The organism is Corynebacterium guangdongense (assembly GCF_030408915.1).
Classification (GTDB): domain Bacteria; phylum Actinomycetota; class Actinomycetes; order Mycobacteriales; family Mycobacteriaceae; genus Corynebacterium; species Corynebacterium guangdongense.
In genome coordinates, this window is the sequence record NZ_CP047654.1 from 535024 (window position 1) to 561437 (window position 26414).

The following is a 26414-nucleotide window of genomic DNA, read 5'->3' on the forward strand; positions in this document are numbered from 1 at the left end:
ATGAGCAACACTGCAGAAAACAAGCGCAAGCCGATTGGCAAGGACATCGCGACTCGTCGTCGCGAGGCCCGTGCACGTCGCCAGTTCAGCATCCGCAAGAACCTGCGTGGCACCTCCGAGGTCCCGCGTCTGGTTGTCCACCGCTCTTCTCGTCACATGACCGCTCAGGTCATCGACGATCTCGCGGGCCACACCCTGGCCTCCGCCTCCACCATGGAGGCAGACGTCCGTGGCTTCGAGGGCGACAAGAAGGCCAAGGGCGCGATGGTCGGCGAGCTGATCGCCGAGCGCGCCAAGGCTGCCGGCATCGAGAAGGTCGTCTTCGACCGCGCCGGTTACAAGTACCACGGTCGCGTCGCCGCTCTGGCTGACGCCGCCCGCGAAGGTGGACTGAAGTTCTAATGACCACCATCACCATGAACATCAACGGAAGGAATGCGTAATGCCGGGACGTGAACGGCGTGACGGCGGACGCTCCGCCGAAGACCAGAACAAGAACAACGAGCGCGGCCAGCGCAACGACCGTCGCGACAACCGTCGTGACAACCGTCGCAACGACCGTGACCAGGATCGCGACAAGTACATCGAGAAGGTTGTCGCCATCAACCGTGTCGCCAAGACCGTCAAGGGCGGCCGCAACATGAGCTTCACCGCTCTGGTGGTCGTCGGTGACGGCGAGGGCATGGTCGGCATCGGCTACGGCAAGGCCCGCGAGGTCCCGGCCGCCATCCAGAAGGGCTCCGAAGAGGCTCGTAAGAACTTCTTCCGCGTTCCGATGATCAACGGCACCATCCCGCACCCGGTCCAGGGTGAGGCGGCCGCAGGCGTCGTCCTGCTCAAGCCGGCAGCCCCGGGTACCGGCGTCATCGCCGGCGGCGCTGTCCGTCCGGTCCTGGAGTGCGCGGGCATCGAAGACATCCTTTCCAAGTCCCTCGGCTCGGCCAACCACATCAACGTCGTCCACGCAACCGTGGCCGGCCTGAAGCAGCTGGTTCGTCCTGAGGAGGTCGCTGCCCGTCGCGGTAAGACCGTCGAGGAGATCGCACCGGCTCGTCTGCTGCGCGCACGCGCAGGACAGGAGGCGTAGACCCATGGCACTGAAGATCACACTCAAGCGTGGCTACATCGGTGAGAAGCCGAAGACCCGCGCAAACCTCAAGGCCCTGGGCCTGCGCAAGATCCACCAGACCGTCACCAAGCCGGACAACGACGCCGTTCGCGGCCAGATCCTCGTTGTTCGTCACCTGGTCGAGGTCGAAGAAGTGGCAGGGGAGTAAAAACAATGAGCGAACCCATCAAGCTCCACGACCTGCGTCCCTCCAAGGGCGCGAACAAGCCGAAGCACCGTGTTGGTCGCGGTGAGGCAGGCAAGGGCGGCAAGACCGCCGGCCGCGGCACCAAGGGCACCAAGGCACGCAACAAGGTGCCTGCGTACTTCGAGGGTGGCCAGATGCCGCTCCAGATGCGTCTGCCGAAGCTCAAGGGCTTCAAGAACCCGAACAAGGTTGTCTTCCAGGTCGTCAACGTGGAAGACCTCCAGGAGTTCTTCCCGAACGGTGGCGACGTCACCGTGGCCGACCTCGTCGGCAAGGGCCTGGTCCGCGCCAACGAGCCGGTCAAGGTTCTGGGCAACGGCGACATTGACGTCAAGGTCAACGTCACCGCAACCAAGTTCTCCAAGTCTGCCGTCGACAAGATCGAGGCAGCCGGAGGCTCCGTCACCGAGGCTTAAGCCTCTCCGGTGACATGCTGGAGGCCGTCCTCCCCGCACTGCGGGGAGGACGGCCTTCCGCTTTTCCCGCCCGGGGGCCGGATCGGGCGCCGGATTAGGCCGGGGTCTTTGGCGAGCGCCGCCGGATTGGGCTGGTAGGGTAGGAACGTCAATCGTGTCCACAGCCCCCGCCACGGGGGCAGGAAACTTCAGGAAGCTTTCGGACGGCTTGTTCGCCCGTGAGCCAGGAGGCTTGTGTGTCCGCCATTTTTCAGGCATTCAGGGACGCTGATCTGCGAAAGAAGATTCTGATCACCATCGCGTTGATCATCCTCTATCGTGTCGGCGCCCAGATTCCTTCGCCGGGCGTCGATTACGCCGCAATCAACAGTCGACTGCAGAGTCTCGACCAGGAGGGCGGCGGTGTCTTCACCGTCATCAACCTCTTCTCCGGCGGTGCGCTGCTGCAGCTGTCGATCTTCGCCATCGGCATCATGCCGTACATCACGGCGTCGATCATCGTGCAGCTGCTGACCGTCGTCATCCCCAAGTTCGAGGAGCTGAAGAAGGAGGGGCAGTCCGGCCAGTCCAAGATGACCCAGTACACCAGGTACCTGACCCTGGCTCTGGCGCTGCTGCAGTCCGCGGGCATCGTCGCCCTGGCGGACCGGGAGCAGCTGCTGGGGCAGGGGGTGCCGGTGCTCGTCGAGGACCGCAACCTCTTCGACCTCATCATGATCGTCCTGGTGATGACCTCGGGCGCGCTTCTGGTGATGTGGCTCGGTGAGATCATCACCGAGAAGGGCGTCGGCAACGGCATGTCCCTCCTCATCTTCGCCGGTATCGCCACGCGCATCCCGACCGACGGGGCGACGATTCTCCAGTCCTCCGGCGGCGTCGTCTTCGCGGTCGTCCTCACCGCCGTCATCCTCCTGGTCATCGGCGTGGTCTTCATTGAGCAGGGCCAGCGCCGGATCCCGGTGCAGTACGCCAAGCGCAAGGTGGGCCGGCGCCAGTACGGCGGCTCCTCCACCTACCTGCCGCTGAAGGTCAACCAGGCCGGCGTCATTCCGGTCATCTTCGCCTCCTCCCTGATGTACGTGCCGGTCCTGATCACCCAGATCGTGTACTCCAACCAGCTCACGCCGCCGGACAACTGGTGGCAGCGCACCGTCATGGCCTGGCTGCAGGACCCCTCCTCGTGGCAGTACATCCTGGCCTACTTCATCCTGATCATCTTCTTCAGCTACTTCTATGTATCGGTCCAGTACGACCCGTACGACCAGGCTGAGAACATGAAGAAGTACGGTGGATTCATCCCGGGCATCCGGCCGGGACGTCCGACCGCGCAGTACCTCGGTTACGTCATGAACCGTCTTCTGGCGGTGGGCGCGCTGTACCTCGGTCTGATTGCGGTGCTGCCGAACCTGGCGGTTGATCTCGGCGTCGGCTCCCAGACGGCGATGTCGTCGTTCGGTGGCACGGCCATCCTGATTATGGTTTCGGTAGCCTTGACCACCATCAAGCAGATTGAATCCCAACTTCTGCAAAGCAACTACGAAGGACTCCTGAAGTAATGAAGAAGCGACTCGTTCTCCTCGGCCCTCCGGGCGCCGGCAAGGGCACCCAGGCAGAGCTCCTCGCGGAGAAGCTCGGCGTCCCGCACATCTCCACCGGTGACCTGTTCCGCGCGAACATCGGTCAGGGCACCCCGCTGGGCGTCGAGGCCAAGGGCTACATCGACGCCGGCAACCTGGTCCCGACCGACGTGACCGCCCGCATGGTCAAGTCCCGTCTGGCTGAGGCGGACGCGGCCGAGGGTTTCCTGCTCGACGGGTTCCCGCGCACCACCGAGCAGGCCGAGCTGCTGCAGGAGATGCTGGATGAGGCAGGCGTCGCCCTCGACGGCGTCCTGAACTTCGTCATCGACGAGGACATCGTCGTTGAGCGCATGCTGGCCCGCGGCCGCGAGGACGACAAGGAAGACGTCATCCGCAACCGCCTGGCCGTCTACCACTCGGAGACCAAGCCGCTGATCGACCACTACGGCGCCGAGATCATCAACGTCGACGCCGAGGGCGAGGTCGAGGAGATCAGCCAGCGCGTCCTGGACGCCATCAAGTAGACGCACACGCGCTTGACCCCTGCGGGCCGTCCCTTCCGAATGCCGGAAGGGGCGGCCCGTCGGCGTAGCATGGCCGGCATGGCATTCCGTAAGAAGACGAAAAAAATTCACGCGAAGACCCCGGGTGAACTCGACGCGATGGAGGCGTCCGGCCGCATCGTCGCCCGCGCCCTCCAGACCGTCCGCGCCGAGGCGAAGGAGGGGATGACCACCCTCGACCTGGACAAGATCGCGGAGGAGGTCATCCGCGATGCCGGCGCGATCCCCAGCTTCCTCGGTTACGGGGGATTCCCGGGCTCCATCTGCGCCTCGGTCAACGAGGTCGTCGTCCACGGCATCCCGAGCGAGGATGTCGTACTCCGGCCGGGCGACCTGGTCTCCATCGACTGCGGCGCCACCCTCGACGGCTGGGTCGGCGACTCCGCCTGGTCCTTCGGCATCGGGGAGCTCTCCGAGGACGCCGATAAGCTCAACCGGGCCACCGAGTGGGTGCTCCTGGAGGGCCTCAAGGCCATGGTCCCGGGCAACCGGCTCACCGACGTCTCCCACGCGCTAGAGGTGGCCACCAACGAGGCCGAGCTGAAGTTCGACGTCGACCTGCACATCATCGACGGCTACGGCGGGCACGGCATCGGCCGCGAGATGCACGAGCCGCCCTACCTGGCCAACGAGGGACGTGGCGGGCGCGGCCCGGAGATCCAGGAGGGCTCCGTCCTGGCGATCGAGCCGATGCTGGCGCTGGGGACCGAGGACACCGTCGTCCTCGAGGACGAGTGGACAGTGCTGACCGTGGACGGCTCCTGGGCCGCCCACTGGGAGCACACCGTGGCCGCCACCGCCGCCGGTCCGCGCATCCTCACCCCCAGAACCGCATGAAAATTGCCGTAAAATCAGCTTTTCGGCAGGAAACGCTTATACTTCCAGTATGACTACGTTCCGCCGCCGTGTCGTTGCCGTCCTGACCTCCGCCGCCGTCGTTCTGGGTGTCGCCGTGCCAGCCGGCGCCCAGGAAGTGGGTTCCTCCGCCAATTCCCTGGGAAGCAGCGTCGACGCCGCAGTCGGCGACCTCAACTCCCAGTTCTCCGACCTGAGTTCGCAGATCCAGTCCGACGCCCTCAACTCCCGTGGGCAGGTCGCCGAAACCGTCGAGAACAGCTTCGACGCGGCCGTCGCCGCGCAGATGATCACCGCCTACGACCAGGTCTTCGACCTGGTCTTCCCGGGCCTCATCGCCCGTGACGCCGCCGAAGCCACCCGCGTGGCGCAGCAGCGCGCGGCCGAGGAACGCGCCGCCCGCGAGGCCGTGGCCGCCGCGGAACGTCAGCGCCAGGCCGAGGCCGACCGCCGCAACCCGGCGAACAGCCCGTGCCCGCCGCAGGCCGCCGCCTGCGTCGACGTCGACGGTCGTCGTTCCTGGCTGCAGGACAACGGCCAGGTCACCTACGGGCCGGTGCAGGTCGGTCCGGGCATGCCGGGCTACGACACCCCGCGCGGCACCTTCTACGTCAACCGCAAGGTCAAGGACGAGATCTCCTGGGAGTTCAACAACGCTCCCATGCCCTACGCGACCTACTTCACCTACAACGGCATCGCCTTCCACCAGGGCGACCCGAACATCCTGTCCCACGGCTGCGTCCGCATGTGGCGCGCCGACGCCCAGAAGTACTTCGCTGAACTGCAGATCGGCGACATGGTCTACGTCTACTAGGCCCCGCTGATCCGAACCGCCGACCACGAGTCGGCGGTTCCCGTCTTTTCCCGGCAATTGCCACGAGACTGTCAGACTCCGGGCCTACGGTGGAGGCCACCACACCCCGCCGACGTTCAAGGAAGTGACCCCATGGCCCGCACCTTTGCCCAGCAGCTCGTCCAGTACCTCGAAGATCAGGGTGTCCAGCGCATCTACGGGCTGGTCGGAGACAGCCTCAACCCCATCTCGGACGCCGTCAGCGAGTCCCGCATTGAGTGGGTCCACGTCCGCAACGAGGAGGCCGCCGCCTTCGCCGCCGGGGCGGAGTCGCTGGTCACCGGGGAACTCGCCGTGTGCGCGGGCTCTTGCGGCCCCGGTAACACCCACTTCGTGCAGGGCCTTTTCGACGCCCACCGCAACGGCGCCCGCGTCCTCGCCCTCGCCTCGCACATCCCCTCGCTCCAGATCGGCTCGAGCTTCTTCCAGGAGACGCATCCCGAACTGCTCTTCCGGGAGTGTTCGGGATACCTGGAGATGGTCAATTCCCCGGAGCAGGGCGCCCGCATCCTGCACAATGCGGTGCAGTCCACCATGGCGGGCAAGGGGGTCTCCGTGCTGGTTCTGCCCGGCGACATCTCCGGGAGGGAGGCGGGGGAGGACCGCTTCCTCAACTCCACCATCGCGCGCGGGCGCCCCGTCGCGTACCCGGACGCCCGGGAGGCCGCCGCCCTCGTCGACGCCGTCAACAAGGCCGAGAAGGTGACGCTCTTCTGCGGTGCGGGCGTGAAGGACTCCCGGGAGCAGGTGCTCGCGCTGGCGGAGAAGATCAAAGCCCCGATCGGCCACGCCTTCGGCGGCAAGATGCACATCCAGTACGACAATCCCTTCGACGTCGGCATGTCGGGGCTGCTCGGCTACGGAGCCGCCACCCGGGCGATGGAGGAGGCGGACCTGCTCATCCTCCTGGGCACGGACTTCCCCTACCAGGACTGGCTGCCCAGCGAGAACGTGGCGCAGGTCGACCTCGACGCCTCCCACATCGGGCGACGCACGACGGTGAAGTACCCCGTGGTCGGGGACGTCGGAGCCACCCTCGACAACGTGCTCCCGCACATCGAGGAGAAGAGCGACCGCTCCTTCCTCGATCAGATGCTCACCGAGCACGCCCGACTGCTGGACGGGGTGGTGGGCAGCTACTCCGGCACGGCCGGCAAGCGCACACCCATCCACCCCGAGTACGTCGCCGCGCTCATCGACGAGCTCGCCGACGACGACGCCCTGTTCACCATCGACACCGGCATGTGCAATGTGTGGGCCGCCCGCTACCTCACCCCGAACGGCGCGCGCGGGGACATCGGCTCCTACAAGCACGGAACCATGGCCAACGCGATTCCCCAGGCCATCGGCGCCCAGTTCGCCGACCGCGGGCGTCAGGTGGTCACCTTCTCCGGCGACGGCGGCACCGCCATGCTGCTCTCCGAGCTGCTGACCGTGAAGCTGCACCGGCTGCCGATCAAGATGGTCGTCTTCAACAACTCATCGCTGGGCATGGTGAAGCTGGAGATGATGGTGGCCGGCATGCAGGAGTTCGGGACCGACCACGAGCGGGTCAACTACGCCGACATCGCCGCCGCCATCGGCATCCGCTCCATCCGGGTCGAGGAGCCGAAGAAGCTGGAGAAGGCGCTCGCCGAGGCCTTCGCCCACGACGGGCCCGTGCTCGTCGACGTCGTCACCGATCCGGACGCGCTGTCCATTCCGCCGAACGTCACCTGGGACATGATGATGGGCTTCTCCAAGACCGCCGCCAAGACCGTGCTGGACGGGGGAGTGGGGCGCATGGTCGACCTGGCCCGCAGCAACCTGCGCAACATCGGCGCCGCCGCGTCGGTGAAGAAGGGCCGTCGCACCTAAAAGGGGTGGGTCGTGTTGGACGTCGGAAAGTGTGCGTAGTATACACGGCGTTTTGTTTTGCGCTGGTCAGGGTGTAAAGTGCGTGATTGGTGTGTGTGCCCGATGCATGCATGCTGTTTGACGTAGTGATACTGACAACGAGGGTGTTCAACACTGCCCGTCTGGGCAGCACCAGGAATGTAAAGGGATATGGCTAAAGAAGGCGCAATCGAAGTTGAGGGCAAGGTCATCGAGCCCCTGCCGAACGCATATTTCCGTGTCGAGCTCGACAACGGTCACAAGGTTCTGGCCCACATCAGTGGCAAGATGCGTCAGCACTACATCCGTATCCTGCCCGAGGACCGCGTCGTCGTGGAGCTTTCTCCGTACGACCTGACGCGCGGCCGCATCGTCTACCGCTACAAGTAAATACGGTAAGCCTCCCCTCCTAGGGTGAACCCGCGGGCTCGTTCACGATGAACGGGCTTCGCGCTGACACTATCTGCCTCCGGCTACAGTGGCTGGAGCCCTGTGTAACCACGGCCCATCGTCCGGTCTTCGGCCCGGGCAAAGCGTCGTCTGGCAGGGACGGGTTGGGAGAAAACCACTGCAACAACCCGAAAGGTACCTGCCTTATGGCACGTCTAGCAGGTGTCGATCTGCCGCGTAACAAGCGCATGGAGATCGCACTCACGTACATCTACGGCATCGGTCCGGCCCGCGCAGCTGAGCTGCTCGAGCGCACCGAAATCTCTCCTGACCTTCGCACCGACGACCTGTCTGACGACCAGGTCGCAGCGCTGCGTGACGTTATCGAAGCCACCTGGAAGGTTGAGGGCGACCTCCGCCGCGAGGTCGCCGCCGACATCCGCCGCAAGATCGAGATCGGCTCCTACCAGGGCCTCCGCCACCGTCGCGGTCTCCCGGTCCACGGCCAGCGCACCAAGACCAACGCTCGTACGCGTAAGGGTCCGAAGAAGACGATCGCAGGAAAGAAGAAGTAAGCAATGCCACCGAAGAGTCGTTCCGGCGCGCGCCGTCGCGTCGTCAAGAAGAACGTGGCCCAGGGCCACGCATACATCAAGTCCACCTTCAACAACACCATCGTGTCCATCACGGACCCGTCCGGTGCTGTCATCTCCTGGGCCTCCTCCGGTCACGTGGGTTTCAAGGGCTCCCGTAAGTCCACCCCGTTCGCCGCTCAGATGGCCGCCGAGAACGCTGCCCGCAAGGCAATGGATCACGGCATGAAGAAGGTCGACGTCTTCGTCAAGGGTCCGGGCTCCGGCCGCGAGACCGCAATCCGTTCCCTCCAGGCCGCCGGCCTCGAGGTCAACTCCATCTCTGACGTCACGCCGCAGCCGCACAACGGCTGCCGCCCGCCGAAGCGTCGTCGCGTCTAACCAAGGGAAAGGAAAGGTTTAAAGCACCATGGCTCGTTATACCGGCCCAGCAACCCGTAAGTCCCGCCGTCTGCGCGTCGACCTCGTCGGAGGTGACAAGAACTTCGAGAAGCGTCCGTACCCGCCGGGGCAGGCAGGCCGCGCCCGCATCAAGGAGTCCGAGTACCTCCTCCAGCTGCAGGAGAAGCAGAAGGCCCGCTTCGCCTACGGCATCATGGAGCGTCAGTTCCGTCACTACTACAACGAGGCCAACCGTCTCCCGGGCAAGACCGGCGACAACCTGGTCATCCTGCTCGAGTCCCGTCTCGACAACGTTGTCTACCGTGCCGGCCTGGCCAACACCCGTCGTCAGGCGCGTCAGCTTGTCTCCCACGGTCACTTCACCGTCAACGGCAAGAAGATCAACGTCCCGTCGTTCCAGGTGTCCCAGTACGACATCATCGACGTCCGCGACCGTTCCAAGAAGATGAACTGGTTCGAGGAGGCTCAGACCAACCTGGTCGACGCCGTCGTCCCGGCCTGGCTGCAGGTCGTTCCGTCCACCCTGCGCATCCTCGTGCACCAGCTGCCCGAGCGCGCTCAGATCGACGTTCCGCTGCAGGAGCAGCTCATCGTCGAGTTCTACTCGAAGTAAGCTCCACCCTGACGCTTCTGCCGGGCAACCCCCGGCAGGAACCGTCTCTCGTACCTCACCATCAGGCAGTTTGCTGAATTTCTATGGCGTCAAATAGTGGTCGCCAAAGGAGAAGATCATGCTCATTTCACAGCGCCCCACGCTCACCGAAGAGTTCGTGGACTCCGCCCGTTCCCGCTTCGTCATCGAACCGCTGGAGCCGGGCTTCGGCTACACCCTCGGCAACTCTCTGCGCCGCACCCTGCTGTCGTCCATCCCGGGCGCGGCGGTCACCAGCGTGAAGATCGAGGGCGTGCTGCACGAGTTCACCACCATCTCCGGCGTGAAGGAGGATGTCTCCGAGATCATCCTCAACATCAAGGGTCTGGTCCTGTCGTCGGACTCCGACGATCCGGTCACCATGTACCTGAGCAAGGAGGGCCCGGGAGCCGTCACCGCCGGTGACATCCAGCCCCCGGCCGGCGTGGAGATCCACAACCCGGATCTGCACATCGCGACCTTGAACGAGCAGGCCAAGCTGGACATCGAGCTCGTCGTCGAGCGTGGACGTGGTTACGTCCCGGCCGCCCCGGCCAACGCCTCCGGCGACATCGGCCGTATCCCGGTTGACCAGATCTACTCCCCGGTGCTGAAGGTCAGCTACAAGGTCGAGGCCACCCGTGTCGCCCAGCGCACGGACTTCGACAAGCTGGTCATCGACGTGGAGACCAAGAACTCCATCACCGCCCGCGACGCCATGGCATCCGCCGGTAAGACCCTGGTCGAGCTCTTCGGGCTCGCCCAGGAGCTCAACCTCGCCGCGGAAGGCATCGAGATCGGCCCCTCCCCGCAGGAGTCCGAGTACATCGCCGCCTACGCCACCCCGATCGAGGACCTCAACTTCTCGGTCCGTTCGTACAACTGCCTGAAGCGCCAGGAGATCCACACCGTCGGTGAGCTCGCAGAGTGCACCGAGTCGGACCTGCTGGACATCCGCAACTTCGGTTCCAAGTCCATCAACGAGGTCAAGGTCAAGCTGGCTCAGCTGGGCCTGACCCTCAAGGACGCCCCGGAGGACTTCGACCCGTCGCAGCTCGAGGGCTACGACGCCGAAACCGGTGAGTTCATCGACGTCATCGATGACGAGGACGATTCCGAGTAAAACGCACGCGCGCACCCCAGCGCTCACGCCATCCGTACACGAGGAGATAACTAATGCCCACCCCGAAGAAGGGTGCCCGTTTCGGCAGCTCCGCCCAGCACCAGCGACACATCCTGTCCAACCTGGCTGCGCAGCTGATCCAGCACGGCGCCATCAAGACGACCGACGCAAAGGCCAAGCTGCTGCGTCCTTACGTCGAGAAGCTCATCACCCGCGCCAAGTCGGGCTCCGTCCACGACCGTCGCCAGGTCCTTCGCCACGTCCCCCAGAAGGACGTCGTGAACTACCTGTTCGACGAGCTGGCCCCGAAGTTCGAGAACCGCGCCGGTGGCTACACCCGCATCATCAAGCTGGAGAACCGTCCGGGCGACAACGCCCCGGTGTCCCAGATCTCCCTGGTTCTCGAGGAGACCGTCTCCGCCGAGGCGACCCGCGCCACCCGCGCCGCCGCCTCCAAGCAGGCTGAGGAGACCAAGGCTGAGGAAGCTCAGACCGAGGCTCCCGAGGTCGAGGCTGACGAGGCCACCGACGCCGAGGCTCAGGCCGAGTCCGAGGCCGTCGAGGCTGAGGAGTCCGCCGAGGCTGAGAAGAAGGAGGACGAGGAGAAGTAATTCTCTTCGTGTTCCCGCCGCCCTGCACCCCGGTGCCGGGCGGTTCTTTTCGTTTCCGGGGTCGCCCTGGGCTTCGAAAGGCCTCGTCCCGAAAGGCCTCGTCCCGAAAGGGCGAGCGCTTTCGGGACGAGGGCCGGATCTGCGAGGCCTCTGAGGGGGAGCCCTTTCGAAACGAACACCTGGCGGATCAGCCCCGGCCCCCGGCGCACTAGCCTGGAGGTCATCATGACCGACACCATCCGCCTGCGCCTCGACATCGCCTATGACGGCACCGCCTTCCACGGCTGGGCAGCCCAGAAGGACCCGGACCTGCGTACCGTCCAGGGCACTCTGGAGAACGCGTTGTCCCTCATCCTGCGCACCGACGCCGTGCTCACCGTGGCCGGGCGCACCGACGCCGGCGTCCACGCCTCGGGGCAGGTCGCCCATCTGGACGTCCCGGCGCACTCGCTGCAGCAGCGCTCCATCGACGGCGACCCGCACCGCCTGGTCCGCCGCCTCGGGCGCTTCCTGCCCGACGACGTCCGCGTGTCCGAGATCCGGCGGGTGAGCAGGGATTTCGACGCCCGCTTCTCCGCCCTGCGACGTCACTACGTCTACCGTCTCACCACCCACCAGTCCGGCGCCCTGCCGACCCGCGCGGCCGACACGGCGACCTGGGTACGCCCGGTCGACGTCCGCCTCATGCAGGAGGCCGCCACCGCGCTGATCGGGCTCCACGACTTCGCGGCGTTCTGCAAGGCCCGCCCCAACGCCACCACCATCCGTGACCTCCAGGTCTTCTCCTGGGCGGACGTGAGCACCGTCGCCGAGCCGAACCTCTACGAGGCCACGGTCGTCGCCGACGCCTTCTGCTGGTCCATGGTGCGTTCGCTGGTGGGCGCCTGCCTCGTCATCGGGGAGGGGCGCCGCGACGTCTCACTGATCGACGCGCTGCTGGCCCAGGACTCCCGGTCCTCCCTCATCCCGGTGGCACCGGCGAAGGGGCTCAGCCTGACCGGGGTGGATTACCCGGCCGAGGAGGAGCTTGCGGCCCGCGCCCTGCTGACGCGTGCCACACGGGAACCCGGGCAGTCGAGGGGATAGACTGTCATAGTTTTCTCCCCCGGATCCGGACCGGGGGCCGGCGCGGCAGTTGAAGGAGCATGTGTGGACGCGGTAGACCTCAGCGTTGTCTGGTGGGCGATCGCCGTCAGTACCCTGCCGGGATTCCTGCTCGGCTGGGTCTCTGGGCTGCGCCTGCCCTGGGCGGTGGCCGCCTCCGTGCCGCTGAGCTACAGCGTCTACGGGCTGTCCGGCTGGCTGCTGGGACTCTCCCCGTGGGAGTTCACGCCGCTGTCGGTCGCGCTGTGCTGGCTGATCGCCCTCGCCCTCGCCGCGGCGTGGCGGGCGGTGGTGTTCGCCGTGGGGAGGCGTCGGCGTCGTCAAGCGGGCGAGGCGGCCCCGACCCGGGCCGGACCCCGCCAGTGGCTGCGGGACCTGGGCCCGGGCGTGCTCCCCTTCCTCGGCGTGGCCGGGGCGGCGAGCTGGCTGATCTGGCGGTCGATGACCTGGCTGGCGGCGACCCCCGGCGGGGCGCGCAACATCTTCCAGGGCTGGGACGTGCAGTGGCACGCCAGCGTCGTTCGCTGGATTCTCGAGACCGGCGTGGCCTCGCCGACCCGGGCGGGCGAGCTCCAGCACATCGAGCTTCACGATCCGCTGTACTATCCGGTGGCCTTCCACGCCGGGGCGGCGCTGGTCGCCGAGCTCGGTGACGCGCACCCGATCGCCGCGCTCAACGCGATCAGCATCGTCCTGCCGTCGTTGGGGCTGCCGTTGTCGGTGGCGCTGCTGGCGTGGGTGATGGTCGGCGGCCGGGGATTCGTCGCCCAGATCGGCGCGGGGCTGGCGGCCATCATCGCCGCCGGCGTTCCGGCGCTGTACTGGATCGGCCAGTACGTGGGCGCGTGGCCGTACCTGGCGGCGATCGCCGTCTCCGGCATCGTGGCGGCGGTCTTTCTCCGGGTGCCGGGCCGCCCAGTCTCGGCCTTCGCCGCCGCGTTCGCGCTGACGGGTCTGACCCAGCTGCACCCCTCTGCGGTCACCATCGTCGTCCTCGTCGTGGCGTTGTGGTGGCTGCTGGCGCTGGTGTGGCGACCGGCCCGTCCTGACCTGAACCCGGTGTGGGCACGGGTGCGCGACATCCTCCTCCTCGCCGTCACCGGCGCCGCCGGGCTGCTCCTGCTGCTGCCGCAGGTGCTGGCGGGCCGTGACCAGGCCGAGGAGGTGTCCGACTGGACGACCTCGGACTCCGCGGAGCTGGGGGAGGCCTGGGCCCGGGCCTTCCTGCTGGACACGCGCCACGTCTCCGACTTCTTCCCGGGCTGGGATCCGGTGGTGCTGCTGGTGCTGGCCGGCGTCGGCGCGCTCGTGCTCATGATCTGGCGCCGCAACTTCTGGGCCCCGGTGTTCTACCTGTTGAGCGTCGTGATGACCGCCAACGCCCTGCACGCGCTGGAGTTTCCGGGCGTCGACCTGCTCACGGTGGTCGCCGGGCTGCACTACAACACCGCGCACCGCCTGGTCATGCCGGTGGCGATGATGACGGCGGCCGCGGCGGGCGTCGGTCTGGCCGCGGCGATCCGGCTGCTCACCGGCGGCCCCGTCGCCGCGCTGGTCGACCGCAGGCGCGGCGCCTGGCGCACGGGCAGCGGGATCGCCGCCGTCCTGGCGGCGGTGCTGGCGGGGGCGGCGACACTCTACGTCGTCGACGCGAACACCACCCCGGGCGCCCGTCAGGCGTACCAGACCTCGCGCACCACCACCCGGATGGTCGACGACCACGACCTGCAAGCATGGGACTGGCTCGCGCAGCAGCCGCTGGCCTACGACGGCCTCATCGCCGGCGAACCCGCCGACGGCATGGGCTGGATGTACGCCTACAACGGGCTGCCGTCGCTGCACCGCCACTACCAGTGGCCGGGCACGCCACGGGACTCCGCCACCGACCTGACCTACTGGAACGCCGACCTGCTCGGCGCCGGGCTCGGCGACGACCCGGACGCCCCGAACCCGGTGGACGAGGCCGCCGCGGAGCTGGGCCTGACCTACTACTACCTCTCCCCGGGCAGCTTCTGGTGGTTCCAGAAGCCGCGCTGGGAGCTGCTGCACGGACTGTGGACCTCGGACGCGGTCACCCCGGTCTACCTGGACGGTTCGGTGGTGATCTTCGCCGTCAACGACGCGTTCACCGACGCCGAACTTGAGCGGGTCATCGACTCCGGGCGCCGTCACTCGCCGGACCCCGTCCCAGCGGTTGCCGTTCCCGAGCCCTCGCCCTAGGCTCCCAGCCGGAGCGCGATCGGGGGATTGCGCCCGGCGAGGACTCGGGGGAGATCATGGCGTTGGCGGACAGGGAGAACCGGGACGGCCAGGCCATTCGGCCGACGACGAAGGCGCAGGTGTCCGGGCACCGGTTCCTGCGCAGACGGGTCGAGCACGGGCTTGTCTTCGGCGACATCCGGATGATCCACGACCCGCTGGGCGCGCGTCGGCGGGCCATGCTCTTCGGGGCGGTGGCCACGGCGCTGACCGGCCTGGGCGCCGGGCTCCTGGCCTGGCTGAGCCCGAACCCCGATCCCGGCGACGCGGTCATCCTGCAGGATTCGCGCGGGCAGCTCTACGTTCAGCTGGCGGAGACGGTCCATCCGGTCGGCAACCTCACCTCGGCGCAGCTGATAGCGGGCGGCCCCGATCAGCCGGCGGCCATCGGGGACAAGCAGCTCGGGGAGCGCACCCTTGGCGCCCCCGTCGGGATCCCGGGTGCGCCGAGCCTGGTGGTGGAGCCGGGGCCGCTGGCCTGGATCGTGTGCACCGACCAGGCCGACGGGAGCGTCACGGTGGTGGCGGGGCCGCGGCCCCCTGCCTCCGCCGCGGCCCTGGCCTCGCTGTCGGGCACCGACTGGCTCATCACCGGCGAGGGGCGGCGGGCGCTGCCCGACGAGCACTCCGAGCTGGGCCGGGTGCTGCGCCGCCGGTTGGGCGTGGAGGCCGCGACACCGAGGCTGCAGCTGGCCCCGGAGGTGCTCGGCGTCGTGCCGGAGCTGCCCGGATGGCGCGCGCCGAAGGGCCCGGTCGAGCTGCTGAAGGCGGGGGAGCGCCACCACCTGCTCGTCGACGCCGCGGTCGCGCCTCTGAGCACCCTGCAGGCGGAAATCCTGCTCGACCTCGGGGCAGGCGTCACCGACATCGAGCGCGCGGACCTGGCGGAGTACCCCGACGCCCGCGTGCCCGAGCCGTGGCTGCCGGCGGAGCCGGTGGACCTCGGCGGGGACTCCTGCCTCAGCCCGGCCGGGGTGCACGCCGCCCCGGACACCCCGCCCGTGCCCCTGTCCGGGGCGGGGGTGGCCGACCGTTTCGCCACCACCGCGGGTGGGGCGGTGGCCGTGGACACCGGTGGCGGCCACTTCCTCATCGGCGCCTCCGGCACCCGACACGCGCTCACCCCCGACAGCCTCGCCGCGCTCGGCGTCACGCAGCCGGAGCACGCTGACTGGTCGGTGATCCGACTGCTTCCGGAGGGCCCGCCGCTGGACCGGGAGCAGGCGCTGACCGGGACTTATTGACCAAGGGCATCAGTGCATTCCGGGCGAAAAGCGCGCGGCGCCGTTAGAGTGGCCTTTCATGAGTGTTCGAGACAGCATCGTCAATTCACTGGGCACGCTCTCTGACGGCCTGGGGGCCAGGATGCCCGGGCGCGGCCTTGACTACCGTCCGGTGCAGCCGGTCGGCTGGTACGCGCACGAGCAGGCGGTGACCCGGCTCGTCGAGAGTTTCGCGGCCGTGCCGGCCGGGGAACGCGTGCGGCTGGCGAAGAAGACCTCGAATCTTTTCCGCGGCCGCGGCAAGACCGACGTGCCCGGTCTCGACGTCGCCGGGCTCGGCGGCGTCATCGAGATCGACCCCGTCGCCCGGACCGCCGAGGTGCAGGGCATGTGCACCTATGAGGAGCTTGTCGACGCCACCCTCGCCCACGGGCTGGCGCCGCTGGTCGTCCCGCAGCTCAAGACCATCACCCTCGGCGGGGCGGTGAGCGGCATGGGCGTGGAGGCCACGTCCTTCCGCAACGGGCTGCCCCACGAATCCGTCCTGGAGATGGACGTGCTCACCGGCACCGGCGAGATCATCACCTGCTCCCCGGAGCGCAACGTCGATCTCTTCCGCGGCTTCCCCAACTCCTACGGCTCACTGGGCTACGCCGTGCGCCTGAAGATCGAGCTGGAGGAGGTGTCACGTTACGTCGCCCTGCGTCACGTCCGCTTCCACGACCCCGTCTCCTACGCCGAGGCCATGGGCCGGGTCGCCGAGACCCGCGAGTGGGAGGGCGTCGAGGTGCACGGCCTCGACGGCGTCGCCTTCGGCCCCGGGGAGCTCTACCTCATCCTCGCCACCAAGACCGACGAGGAGGGTCCGGTCAGCGACTACACCCGCGAGCACGTCTACTACCGCTCCATCCAGCATCCCGAGGGCACCATCCACGACCGGCTCACCACCCGCGACTACATCTGGCGCTGGGACGTCGACTGGTTCTGGTGCTCCCGGGCCTTCGGCGCGCAGGACCCGACGATCCGCAAGCTCTGGCCCCGGGACCTGCTGCGATCCTCCTTCTACTGGAAGCTCATCGGCCTCGACCGCAAGTACGACGTCGAGCACAACCTGATCAACAAACCCCGGGGGCTGCCGCACCGCGAGCGGGTGGTGCAGGACATCGAGGTCACCGTCGACAAGCTCCCGGAGTGGCTGGACTGGTTCTTCTCCGCCAGCGACATCCAGCCGATGTGGCTGTGCCCGATCCGCCTGCGCGAGGGCGTCGAGCGTCTGAGCAACACCGGCGAAGTGCTTGCCGACGAGTCCAACCCGTGGCCGCTCTACCCCCTCAAGCCGGGCACGACGTGGATCAACGCCGGCTTCTGGTCGGCGGTGCCGGGCGACCACGTCTCCGCCGACGCCGAACCGGGCGCCTTCAACAAGGTCATCGAGGCCAGGGTCCACGACCTGGGCGGGCACAAGTCGCTCTACTCCGAGGCCTTCTACACACGCGAGCAGTTCGAGTCGCTCTACGGCGGCGACCTGCCCGAGGAACTGAAGAAGATCTACGACCCGCAGGGCCGATTCCCCGGCCTCTACGACAAGACGGTTTCCGGGGCGTGACCCGCCCGTCGCCCTTACAATTGGATTTTCGTCATGCACATCACGATGAACGTCGCCCATGACGCTGAGCCCAGCAGAACAGGATGCACCCACCCATGGCCTTTCAACCGTTGACCGTCGCCGAGATCATCGACACGATGGTCACCCCGCCGAACCCCTACCGCTGGGAAGCCTTCGACGGTTCAGCCACCGGCCCCGAGGACGCGAAGTACACGGTGAAGATCACCAGCCCGGAGGGGCTGTCCTACATGGCGACCTCCCCGGGCGACCTCGGCCTGGCGCGCGCCTGGATGACCGGCGGCATCGTCGTCGAGGGCGAGCACCTGGCCTACCCCTACGGCATCTTCGACTCTCTGCGTGACCTCTACTCCCAGTTCCGCAAGCCGGGCCCCGGCGAGCTGGTCGAGATCTACCGTTCCCTGCGCACCATGGGCGCGCTCAAGGTGCAGCCGGTGCCGGAGATCGAGCGCCAGGGCTGGCTCGAGCGCACGCTTCGCGACGGCCTGACCCGCCACTCCAAACAGCGCGACGCCGACGTCATCTCCTCGCACTACGACGTCGGCAACGACTTCTACGAACTCTTCCTGGGCAAGGAAATGACCTACACCTGCGCCTACTACCCGCACGAGGACGCCTCCCTGGACGAGGCGCAGGACAACAAGTTCCGCCTCGTCTTCGAGAAGCTGCGGCTCAAGGCCGGCGACCGTCACCTCGACCTCGGCTGTGGCTGGGGCGGCATGGTCCGCTACGCCGCCCGGCGCGGCGTGAAGTCCCTCGGCGTGACGCTGTCCAAGCAGCAGGCGGAGTGGGCGCAGGCCAAGATCAAGGAGGAGGGCCTCGAGGACCTGGCGGAGGTGCGGCACTGCGACGTCCGCGACGTCACCGAATCCGGTTTCGACGGGATCTCCGCCATCGGCCTGCTCGAGCACATCGGCGTCGACAACTACGCCGAGTTCTTCACCACCTTCTCCGGCAAGCTGCGCGACGGCGGCCTGCTGCTCAACCACTGCATCACCAACTTCGACAACCACCGGTCGATGAAGGGCGGGTTCGTCGACCGCTACATCTTCCCGGACGGCGAACTCACCGGCTCCGGCACCGTCATCCGCGAGATGCAGGACAACGGCCTGGAGGTCCTCCACGAGGAGAACCTGCGCTTCGACTACGCCCGCACCCTGCGCGACTGGTGCCTCAACCTCCGGGAGAACTGGGAGGAGGCCGTCGAGCTGGTCGGCGAGGACACCGCCAAACTGTGGGGCATGTACATGGCCGGCTCCCAGTGGGGCTTCGAGAACAACGTGGTCCAGCTGCACCAGGTCCTCGGCATGAAGCTCGATGACCGGGGCGGCCGCGCCGGGGTGCCGGAGCGGCGCTGGTGGAACGACTCCCCGTGGGACGAGATCGAGAAGTACCACGCATAGACGTCGTTTCCTCGCCGTTTTCCTCGCCGCCGGGGAACCTTCCGGGCGCCCCGGCCGTTTAGCCTGGTGTGGCACCAACGATGAGACAGATGGTCGCGGAACGCATCGAGCGTTTTGAGCACCGCTGGGAGGAACGCAAGAAGACGACCCGCCTCGGCTTCCTCATCCGCCCGGTCACCATCGTCGTCGGCGTCCTGGTGCTGGCCATCGGTATCATCACCATTCCGCTGCCTGGCCAGGGCTGGCTGACGACCTTCCTCGGCGTCGGCATCCTCTCCCTGGAGGTGGCGTGGGCCCGGGGCCTGCTGTCGTGGGGGGTGGGGGTCTACGACGACTTCTTCGCCTGGTACCGCCGCCAGTCCAGGGTGGTCCGCTGGTCGCTGGTGGTGGCAATGCTCCTCGTCATCTGGCTCATGTTCCTTGTGATGGGCTGGCTGTTCTGGGCGATGGGCGGCCTGACCTGGATCGACTTCTTCTACGGCGACTGGCTGGGGCTGGAGAAATTTAATTAGTTTGATGAATATAAAAATGTTGGAAGACTAAGGCGCGCCTATACGTGGGAGCTGGTCAGTCGCTCAGGCGGAAATGTTGTCCACTGAGTTGGGGCTCTCGGATTAACATTCTGCGAACGAATTGCATATTCTCGAACGTGCGTTTCAAGTGGGATCTTCTCATTTGATTTGAACCTTAATGCAAATTTTAAGCATCTGCCGTCGAAATCTGCGGAAAGGATGCGCTTCGAGCTGAAGCTGATTGAAGGGTGGAATTAGTTCCCAATGGAATCCCATGAAAGCACGGTTGAGGAATTGACTGCTTCAATGTACGAGGTGAGGGATATTAAGCCCTATACCCAAGTATCGTCGATGAGGGATTCATACCGCTTAGCCGAAGTGCATTCTGGAATACTTTTTGACTTGGCAGAAGTCGCTCCGTTGGTCGGAATGTCAACGAGTTTTATAAAAAGGGTTGTTGGTTCCCGCAGGCAGATCGGGTTAAAGGACGTACTCGAACTCTTGGAGCAAGATGCGTTCTCTGAGACGTTTCTTCCTCGCAGTAGGGTTCTTCCGTATCTTGTTGAGCAGAAGAATGTACTGTCAGCGCGATCCGACTTGAATGGTCTCCATGTAGGCGACGCTCTTTTGATGCTGGACAAACTGTCGTTTAACACAGTTCAGACCGTCGTAACTTCTCCTCCGTACTGGGCAATGCGTATTTACGAAGACATGGTTCCGACGAAATGGGCTGATGGGGAGATTTGTCCGTTTGGTTTTGAACAAACCCCTGAAGGCTATCTTCGGCACACCGCCGAAATTCTTTACAAGCTGTTGCCGGTGTTGAAGCCTGAAGCTTCAGTCTGGTGGAACCTCGGAGATACCTATTCTACGAGGACTCAGATTCGCGGTAATGCTGCAGAAGCGCTTCGTGCTATGCAAGGACGTGATGAAAAGAAGTGGCACGATCATAAAGCCCGAAGATACTCTGCTGGACATGCATACTTAAAGGATGGGGAGCAGAGTTTGATTCCGTCGCGCATCGCTGAACGAGCATCGCGACTCGGCTATTTCGTGAAATCAATGATTACTTGGGTTAAGACTGCTTCGATGCCGGAGCCTCAACAGTCTCGGGTGAGTCGGAACATTGAAACTGTGATCCATTTGTCTGTTCAACGCACTCCCAAGTTTCATAAGAATGCGTACCATGATCTGCCTGTCGAACTAGGGGGCAAGACTGCTTCTGAACCTGGGAAGGTTTCTGATTCATGGTTGCTCCCTACCAGTTCTGGACGGGGAGGCCATGGTGCCCAGTTCTCGCTGGCGCTACCAGGACGTTGTATCGGGTTATCAAGTGATGAGGGCGACCTGGTTTTAGATCCCTTCATGGGTTCTGGAACAACAGCAGTCTCTGCCGATAGGCTGAACAGGAGATGGCTGGGGTTTGAAACTTCAGAAACGTACGCCAAGATCGTGGCTAGTCGTTTAAGTGAGAGTCCTATCCCGTTGAGATTTGCCTAAAATCAACGAATTGATCGAGGTTCTCCAAGCGTTGTTCAACCACGTCTAGGTCTGACAATGGAAGCTCAATGACGGTTACCGAAACGGGCCGTCCTCGAGTCGTAAGTGTGGTCTCAGGTTGAGGTGAGAGTGCATCGACTGCCGACAATATGAATGTTTGCTTCATGTTGAATTGTTCTGCATAAACAATTACTTGGTAAAAATCCTCAGCGGTGGGAGATTTATGCTTTATATCTCCCAGGCCTGTCAGTTGATTTCCTTTCGCTACTAGCAGATCGGGTTCTAAAAAAATCTGATTGTTGGTGAACAGACTGGTGGTACCAGGCCTTGCTTTACTGAAGATAAAACCCTGCTTAACAAAAGATTCGGCAAGAATGTTTCGGGCATATGTCTCGAACAAAATGTCGCTATTTACGAGGAAGCCGTCTCCTGTAATGACACTCGCCCCAAGAGTCGTAAGACCGCTCTTGCTGAGGATGAGGATGGCGCTTTCAAGAGCGGATCGGTAGTAGCCTCGAGCTCCATAGTACTTTGCAGATCGTAGCTTTGATTCCACGGCGTGTAGATCCGCAAATGTCTGGGTTCTTCTAAAGAGAGGCAAAGCTGCTGACCATGATCTGAGAAGTGCGAGGTCCTCTTTCTCGAAGTTGTCGAGTGTTATCTGCTCGAGCGCGGCTCGGGAAGCCGCAACCAAAACTCGGTTCTCCGCATTGTTGTAGGAACGATATTGATTAGTTCCGTGGAACGGCATCGGATCTAGAATGGCTGCGCGCATAGCTGCGTCGAACAGCCTGCTAGTTTGCGGACGAAACCGTGAGACGAGATTTCGATCTTGCCATGCGAATTTTCTACCAGTGGTGCTAACTTGGCGCAGACGTTGTATAAACCCACGTACTAACAGCTGGTGGGGCGGAGTAGAGTCTCCAAGGCCAAAGTCGACAAGGTCCTCGACTGAGTAGTCCTGGATTCCGTTCGCGCGCAGGAACATTCGCAGAAAATTCACGTCGCCATACTTAGAGCCGATATTGAGTTGATCTCCGTTAGTCAACTCAACTGTGCCAATCCATCCGTCCACTTGGAGATGAAGCGCGCCGTTGTAGGAAAGCACTCGAATAATCCCGCTAGTGGAGTGAGGTAGCCATTTCGATGAGAACCCGTCTACTCGTGTAGTTGCGCGTTCTTGAATTTCCCACTTTCTACCCATGGATCAGGATTTCGTCAAAGAGGGTGTCGATCTGAGCGAGGGTGTCTGGGGCGAAAGCTTCAAAGTGATTGGCGAGAACTGGACGAATCGCGCTTCGGTAGAAGCTGGCGGGGGCTTCCTCAGGTAGAAGGTCTGCGAAGTAGCCGTGGCCCAGCGGATAATGCTCTTGGACTGCAACGAAGAACTGCTTCCATTTGTTGGCTTGGGCGCTAGAGAATTCGGCTGCGTAGAGAATTTCTGAGAGGTCTTCGATCCTTGGGGGGAAGTAGACACTCCGGACCCGTCCGAACAATGCATCGTCGACATCTTCAGTAGATGCATCCAGAGTGTTCATAGTCAAAAAGATTCTTGTTTCAGGTGAAATGCTCAAAGTCGTGCCGTCCGCAAGTCGAACAGCATGTTCTGTGCCGCGATATTTGTCTTCAAGAAGGGAAAAAACCTCACCGAGCGCTTGAGAAATGCGCGTGCGATTAATCTCCTCGAGAATGATGAATTCATCATTCGAACGCAATGCGTCCAGAAGGGGGCCTGACGTCCACGTGATCTGACCGTTTTCGAGAGTCTGTCCAAGAATTAGGTTCGCGTAGGCCCAGCCATCGTGAATCTGAATCGTTTTAGCCAGATTGCCAGTTGCGTTCTTAATCGCACGAGTTTTTCCCGTCCGAGGCGGGCCGGTGAGAAGCAACGCGCCACGACCAGCCTCTAGAAGGTCATTTAACTGGCTTTCCGGGGGGACATTCAACCAGGAAGGGGCGTTGGAAACTGTCTGATTCATGGCTACTCTCTGTTTGTTTGCCTCAAGTGAGTCACTTATCTCAATTCGTGAGGGCGTTATATTCCAGACTTGTTTTGCGATGAGCTGGAGAGTCTCGTCACTCACCGGACCCGAGGTATCAGTTTCGATAGGTGGAGAGTCTTCGATGAAGACGTTTTCGCTCTCTGCCCGGGTCAAGTTCAATTCCGAAATCATCTGGTCGACTAAGTACTTTCCGGGATCTGCGCGGTCGGGGATTGCACTTTTCCTTCCGTACCAAATGGCCCAAGCCGTAATAGGAATTGCTACTCGAATGCCATCCTTGTTGGCAAAGCCATTCTCGTTGGTGCCCAACCCTTCGGGGTACGAGTGACGCAAACTAACGATGAGCTTCTTGCTTCCAGCGTCTTCTCGTACGTCAAGCAAGTGAGAGAAGTCTTTGGTGCCTGTTCCTTCTTTCCATTGCCTGACATTCGTTTGAATCACAGATCTGGAAGCGTCCGCGGCACGTTCTGAATACCGAGAAGTGTGTGCGATCGGAATGAAGAATTTCTCCGCCCCAATCGAGAACAGTCGCTCGAGATTCGGTGTGCTATTTGAAGTGTCAATTGCGACCGGACTGCCCTGGGAAAGACCCATGTGTTTGAGGGTCAGCCAGATAGGAAGAAAAGGACCAGCTCCGGTCATCACTAAAGATTTGACTGCGTTCCTAATTGTATTGTCGTTTAAATACGTAACCATCTATTTCCTTAAGTTCTCGCTGGACTTTGCGATTCTTCGCTCATCGTTCTGGACGAATATGTGCACAAACTCTTAAGTCGCTTCACCGAAGATGCGCGCTGCTTCAAACATTACTCGTTAGGAGACAGCGGTTTTGTTCTGCGCTGGACAGGGCCTAAACTTGTACCCCTGTGTGTTGGGTCCTGCGACAAGCATGCCCACCAGTCTCCCCGCCGGGTCTCCACCGGCCGCCGTCGGGGCAGCGCACGGCGCAATCTTTCTGGCCGGCATCACCTCTAGACAGACCCTTAAGGAGTCATGCATGTCTACTTACCACCCGAAGAGCGGTGACATTACCCGCAAGTGGTACGTCATCGACGCTACCGACGTGGTGCTCGGCAAGCTGGCTGCCGCTGCAGCCGACCTGCTGCGTGGCAAGCACAAGCCGCAGTTCGCACCGAACGTCGACACCGGTGACCACGTCATCGTCATCAACGCCGACAAGATCCACGTGTCCTCCAACAAGCGCGACCGCGAGATGCGCTACCGTCACTCCGGTTACCCGGGTGGTCTGAGCTCCATGACCCTGGGTCAGGCTCTTGACGCTCGTCCGGAGCGCGTCATCGAGGAAGCTATCACCGGCATGATGCCGCACAACAAGCTCTCCCGTCAGTCCGTCAAGAAGCTGCACGTCTTCGCCGGTGCCGAGCACCCGTACGCAGGCCAGCAGCCGGAGTCCTACGAGATCAAGCAGGTGACCCAGTAATGACTGAGCCGATCAACAACGAGAACCTCGAAGCCACCCAGGCCGAGGAGTCCACCGAGGCCACCGCCGAGGACATCGCTGCTGCTCAGGCTGCGACCGGCGATTTCGGCTACACCATCGGTGACGCCCTGGCCACCGAGTCCGACGAGGAGTTCGAGGAGGCTGCTCCGGTCCACGAGGGCCCGATCCAGACCGTCGGCCGTCGTAAGCGCGCCATCGCCCGCATCGTCCTGAAGCCGGGCTCCGGTGAGATCACCGTCAACGGCCGCTCCCTGGAGGACTATTTCCCGAACAGGCTGCACCAGCAGGACATCAAGCTCCCGCTGACCCTGCTTGAGCGCGACGGCCAGTTCGACATCCAGGCCAACATCGGTGGCGGCGGCCCGACCGGCCAGTCCGGCGCCCTGCGTCTGGCTATCGCCCGCGCCCTGAACATCTACAACCCGGCTGACCGTGCCGCCCTCAAGAAGGCCGGTTACCTCACCCGTGACGCTCGTGCAGTCGAGCGCAAGAAGGCCGGTCTGCACAAGGCACGTCGTGCCCCGCAGTACTCCAAGCGTTAATCACTTTTCGCTTCGCCAGCGCCGTCTGTTCCCCGGAACAGGCGGCGTTCGCCGTTTTCCGGCAAAAATTCTCCGCCCCCAACGTTCAACACGCGCCGGCGTTCGAGACTCGCTGCAGGCGCTGACGGTCTTGATGTGCATAATCGAATGCATGACTCGTCTTTTCGGAACTGACGGTGTCCGAGGCCTCGCCAACGACACCCTGACCGCACCTCTGGCCATGAAGCTCGGCGCCGCCGCCGCGGACGTGCTCACCCGGGACCGCCCGTCCAGCGGCCGACGCCCCACCGCCGTCATCGGCCGCGATCCGCGCGTCTCCGGTGAGATGCTCGCCGCCGCCCTCGCCGCCGGCCTGGCCTCCCGCGGCGTCGACGTCCTGCGCGTCGGTGTGCTTCCGACCCCGGGCGTCGCCTTCATCACCGACGACTACGGCGCCGACATCGGCGTCATGGTCTCCGCCTCCCACAACCCGATGCCCGACAACGGCATCAAGTTCTTCTCCAAGGGCGGCCACAAGCTGCCGGACTCCGTCGAAGACGAGATCGAGAAGGCCATGGACTCTGTCGAATGCCAGGGCCCGACGGGCACCGGCATCGGCCGCATCATCGAGGAGGCCACCGACGCCAAGGATCGTTACCTCAAGCACCTGGCTGAGTCGAACATCCTCGATCTGCGCGGCCTCAAGGTCGTCGTGGACTGCGCGAACGGCGCCGCCCACGAAGTCGCTCCGGAGGCCTATGCCGCCGCCGGCGCCGAGGTCGTCGCGATCTACGACAAGCCGAACGCCTACAACATCAATGATGACTGCGGCTCCACCCACCCGCAGCACCTCCAGAAGGCCGTCGTCGAGCACGGCGCCGACCTGGGGCTGGCCCACGACGGTGACGCGGACCGATGCCTGGCAGTCGACGCGGAGGGCAACATGATCGACGGCGACCAGATCATGGCCGTCCTGGCCATCGCCATGAAGTCCTCGAACACCCTGCGTCTGAACACTCTGGTGGCCACCGTGATGAGCAACCTGGGCCTGAAGATCGCCATGAAGCGCGAGGGCATCGACATCGTCGAGACCGCGGTCGGCGACCGCTACGTGCTTGAGGAGCTCAACGCCTCCGGCTACTCTCTCGGCGGCGAACAGTCCGGCCACATTGTGCTGCCGAAGCACGCCACCACCGGTGACGGCACCCTGACGGGCCTGAAGATCATGAGCGAGATGGCCCGTACCGGCAAGTCCCTGAAGGAGCTGGCCGGCGTCATGACGGTCCTGCCGCAGGTCCTCATCAACGTTCCGGTCGCGGACAAGTCCAGGATCATGCTGGCTCCCGAGGTCGTCGAGGCCCAGGCCACGGCCAAGGAGGAGCTGGGTGATTCGGGTCGGGTTCTGCTGCGTCCCTCCGGCACGGAGCAGCTCTTCCGCGTCATGGTCGAGGCCGCCGACCAGGAGCATGCCCGCAAGGTGGCCGGGCGGATCGCTGCGGTGGTGGCCTCCGCCTGATGTGATGACGACCGGGAACCTTCGCCCCCTCAGAACAGTCCAATGTAGGTGACGGGCCACGCAGGACGGCGGGGCCCTC

General features: G+C 64.2%; 27 protein-coding genes. 25 read left to right on the forward strand and 2 right to left on the reverse strand.

Annotation, left to right across the window (positions count from 1 at the left end; translation table 11 throughout):
- From rplR to CGUA_RS02705, 22 genes are all read left to right on the forward strand, one after another.
- Window positions 1–402: a 50S ribosomal protein L18 gene (gene rplR / locus CGUA_RS02600; RefSeq protein WP_290197413.1), complete on the forward strand. Its 402-nt coding sequence runs from the start codon at window positions 1–3 to the stop codon at window positions 400–402.
- A gap of 40 nt (window positions 403–442) precedes the next feature.
- Window positions 443–1087 carry a 30S ribosomal protein S5 gene (gene rpsE, locus CGUA_RS02605; RefSeq protein ID WP_290197415.1) on the forward strand — a complete coding sequence of 215 codons (645 nt, stop codon included), beginning with the start codon at window positions 443–445 and terminating at the stop codon, window positions 1085–1087.
- A 4-nt stretch (window positions 1088–1091) separates the two neighbouring features.
- Window positions 1092–1277 carry a 50S ribosomal protein L30 gene (gene rpmD, locus CGUA_RS02610; protein ID WP_290197418.1) on the forward strand — a complete coding sequence of 62 codons (186 nt, stop codon included), beginning with the start codon at window positions 1092–1094 and terminating at the stop codon, window positions 1275–1277.
- 5 nt (window positions 1278–1282) lie between these two features.
- A complete protein-coding gene (rplO, locus tag CGUA_RS02615) occupies window positions 1283–1732 on the forward strand; it encodes a 50S ribosomal protein L15 (protein ID WP_290197420.1) in 450 nt (149 codons plus the stop codon).
- 236 nt (window positions 1733–1968) lie between these two features.
- Window positions 1969–3288: a preprotein translocase subunit SecY gene (gene secY, locus CGUA_RS02620; RefSeq protein WP_290197423.1), complete on the forward strand. Its 1320-nt coding sequence runs from the start codon at window positions 1969–1971 to the stop codon at window positions 3286–3288.
- Window positions 3288–3836: an adenylate kinase gene (locus CGUA_RS02625; protein ID WP_290197424.1), complete on the forward strand. Its 549-nt coding sequence runs from the start codon at window positions 3288–3290 to the stop codon at window positions 3834–3836. The genes secY and CGUA_RS02625 overlap by 1 nt, the downstream gene beginning before the upstream one ends.
- A 78-nt stretch (window positions 3837–3914) precedes the next feature.
- The gene (map, locus tag CGUA_RS02630) at window positions 3915–4712 is read left to right on the forward strand and encodes a type I methionyl aminopeptidase (RefSeq protein ID WP_290197426.1); all 798 of its coding nucleotides are present in this window, start codon (window positions 3915–3917) and stop codon (window positions 4710–4712) included.
- A gap of 49 nt (window positions 4713–4761) precedes the next feature.
- Window positions 4762–5544, forward strand: coding sequence for a L,D-transpeptidase (locus CGUA_RS02635; RefSeq protein WP_290197428.1), 783 nt, complete (start codon window positions 4762–4764; stop codon window positions 5542–5544).
- Window positions 5545–5676: 132 nt separating this feature from the next.
- Window positions 5677–7440, forward strand: coding sequence for a pyruvate dehydrogenase (locus CGUA_RS02640; RefSeq protein ID WP_290197430.1), 1764 nt, complete (start codon window positions 5677–5679; stop codon window positions 7438–7440).
- Window positions 7441–7629: 189 nt separating this feature from the next.
- Window positions 7630–7848, forward strand: coding sequence for a translation initiation factor IF-1 (gene infA / locus CGUA_RS02645; protein WP_290197432.1), 219 nt, complete (start codon window positions 7630–7632; stop codon window positions 7846–7848).
- 206 nt (window positions 7849–8054) lie between these two features.
- Complete coding sequence (gene rpsM / locus CGUA_RS02650; RefSeq protein ID WP_290197435.1) at window positions 8055–8423, forward strand: 30S ribosomal protein S13; 369 nt, start codon at window positions 8055–8057, stop codon at window positions 8421–8423.
- Between the two features lie 3 nt (window positions 8424–8426).
- Window positions 8427–8822 (forward strand): 30S ribosomal protein S11, encoded by a 396-nt coding sequence (rpsK, locus tag CGUA_RS02655; RefSeq protein WP_290197436.1) that lies wholly within the window; start codon window positions 8427–8429, stop codon window positions 8820–8822.
- 28 nt (window positions 8823–8850) lie between these two features.
- Complete coding sequence (gene rpsD / locus CGUA_RS02660; RefSeq protein WP_290197438.1) at window positions 8851–9456, forward strand: 30S ribosomal protein S4; 606 nt, start codon at window positions 8851–8853, stop codon at window positions 9454–9456.
- Window positions 9457–9574: 118 nt separating this feature from the next.
- Window positions 9575–10597 (forward strand): DNA-directed RNA polymerase subunit alpha, encoded by a 1023-nt coding sequence (locus CGUA_RS02665; RefSeq protein ID WP_290197440.1) that lies wholly within the window; start codon window positions 9575–9577, stop codon window positions 10595–10597.
- Window positions 10598–10650: 53 nt separating this feature from the next.
- On the forward strand, window positions 10651–11208 hold the full coding sequence (gene rplQ, locus CGUA_RS02670) for a 50S ribosomal protein L17 (RefSeq protein WP_290197442.1): 558 nt from the start codon (window positions 10651–10653) through the stop codon (window positions 11206–11208).
- A gap of 225 nt (window positions 11209–11433) precedes the next feature.
- Entirely contained in the window at window positions 11434–12294 is an 861-nt protein-coding gene (truA, locus tag CGUA_RS02675; protein ID WP_374725019.1) for a tRNA pseudouridine(38-40) synthase TruA, read from the forward strand.
- Between the two features lie 63 nt (window positions 12295–12357).
- Window positions 12358–14532 (forward strand): DUF6541 family protein, encoded by a 2175-nt coding sequence (locus tag CGUA_RS02680; RefSeq protein ID WP_290197443.1) that lies wholly within the window; start codon window positions 12358–12360, stop codon window positions 14530–14532.
- A gap of 56 nt (window positions 14533–14588) precedes the next feature.
- Window positions 14589–15815, forward strand: coding sequence for a type VII secretion protein EccB (gene eccB / locus CGUA_RS02685; protein ID WP_290197444.1), 1227 nt, complete (start codon window positions 14589–14591; stop codon window positions 15813–15815).
- Window positions 15816–15873: 58 nt separating this feature from the next.
- On the forward strand, window positions 15874–17400 hold the full coding sequence (locus CGUA_RS02690) for an FAD-binding oxidoreductase (RefSeq protein ID WP_290197446.1): 1527 nt from the start codon (window positions 15874–15876) through the stop codon (window positions 17398–17400).
- A gap of 95 nt (window positions 17401–17495) precedes the next feature.
- Window positions 17496–18821: a class I SAM-dependent methyltransferase gene (locus CGUA_RS02695; protein WP_290197448.1), complete on the forward strand. Its 1326-nt coding sequence runs from the start codon at window positions 17496–17498 to the stop codon at window positions 18819–18821.
- 80 nt (window positions 18822–18901) lie between these two features.
- On the forward strand, window positions 18902–19333 hold the full coding sequence (locus CGUA_RS02700) for a TIGR02611 family protein (protein ID WP_290197450.1): 432 nt from the start codon (window positions 18902–18904) through the stop codon (window positions 19331–19333).
- A 264-nt stretch (window positions 19334–19597) separates the two neighbouring features.
- Window positions 19598–20833 carry a DNA-methyltransferase gene (locus tag CGUA_RS02705; protein WP_290197452.1) on the forward strand — a complete coding sequence of 412 codons (1236 nt, stop codon included), beginning with the start codon at window positions 19598–19600 and terminating at the stop codon, window positions 20831–20833.
- On the opposite strand, the gene CGUA_RS02710 is transcribed toward CGUA_RS02705, so the two are convergent.
- A complete protein-coding gene (locus CGUA_RS02710; protein ID WP_290197472.1) occupies window positions 20811–21941 on the reverse strand; it encodes a 5-methylcytosine restriction system specificity protein McrC in 1131 nt (376 codons plus the stop codon). The genes CGUA_RS02705 and CGUA_RS02710 overlap by 23 nt on opposite strands.
- Before the next feature lie 88 nt (window positions 21942–22029).
- Window positions 22030–23430: an AAA family ATPase gene (locus CGUA_RS02715; protein WP_290197474.1), complete on the reverse strand. Its 1401-nt coding sequence runs from the start codon at window positions 23428–23430 to the stop codon at window positions 22030–22032.
- A 403-nt stretch (window positions 23431–23833) separates the two neighbouring features.
- On the opposite strand from CGUA_RS02715, the gene rplM reads away from it, so the two are divergent.
- From rplM to glmM, 3 genes are all read left to right on the forward strand, one after another.
- Complete coding sequence (rplM, locus tag CGUA_RS02720; protein ID WP_290197476.1) at window positions 23834–24277, forward strand: 50S ribosomal protein L13; 444 nt, start codon at window positions 23834–23836, stop codon at window positions 24275–24277.
- Window positions 24277–24840, forward strand: a complete 564-nt coding sequence (gene rpsI / locus CGUA_RS02725) for a 30S ribosomal protein S9 (protein ID WP_290197478.1) — start codon at window positions 24277–24279, stop codon at window positions 24838–24840. The genes rplM and rpsI overlap by 1 nt, the downstream gene beginning before the upstream one ends.
- A 151-nt stretch (window positions 24841–24991) precedes the next feature.
- Window positions 24992–26335: a phosphoglucosamine mutase gene (glmM, locus tag CGUA_RS02730; RefSeq protein ID WP_290197481.1), complete on the forward strand. Its 1344-nt coding sequence runs from the start codon at window positions 24992–24994 to the stop codon at window positions 26333–26335.
- Window positions 26336–26414: the final 79 nt, after the last annotated feature.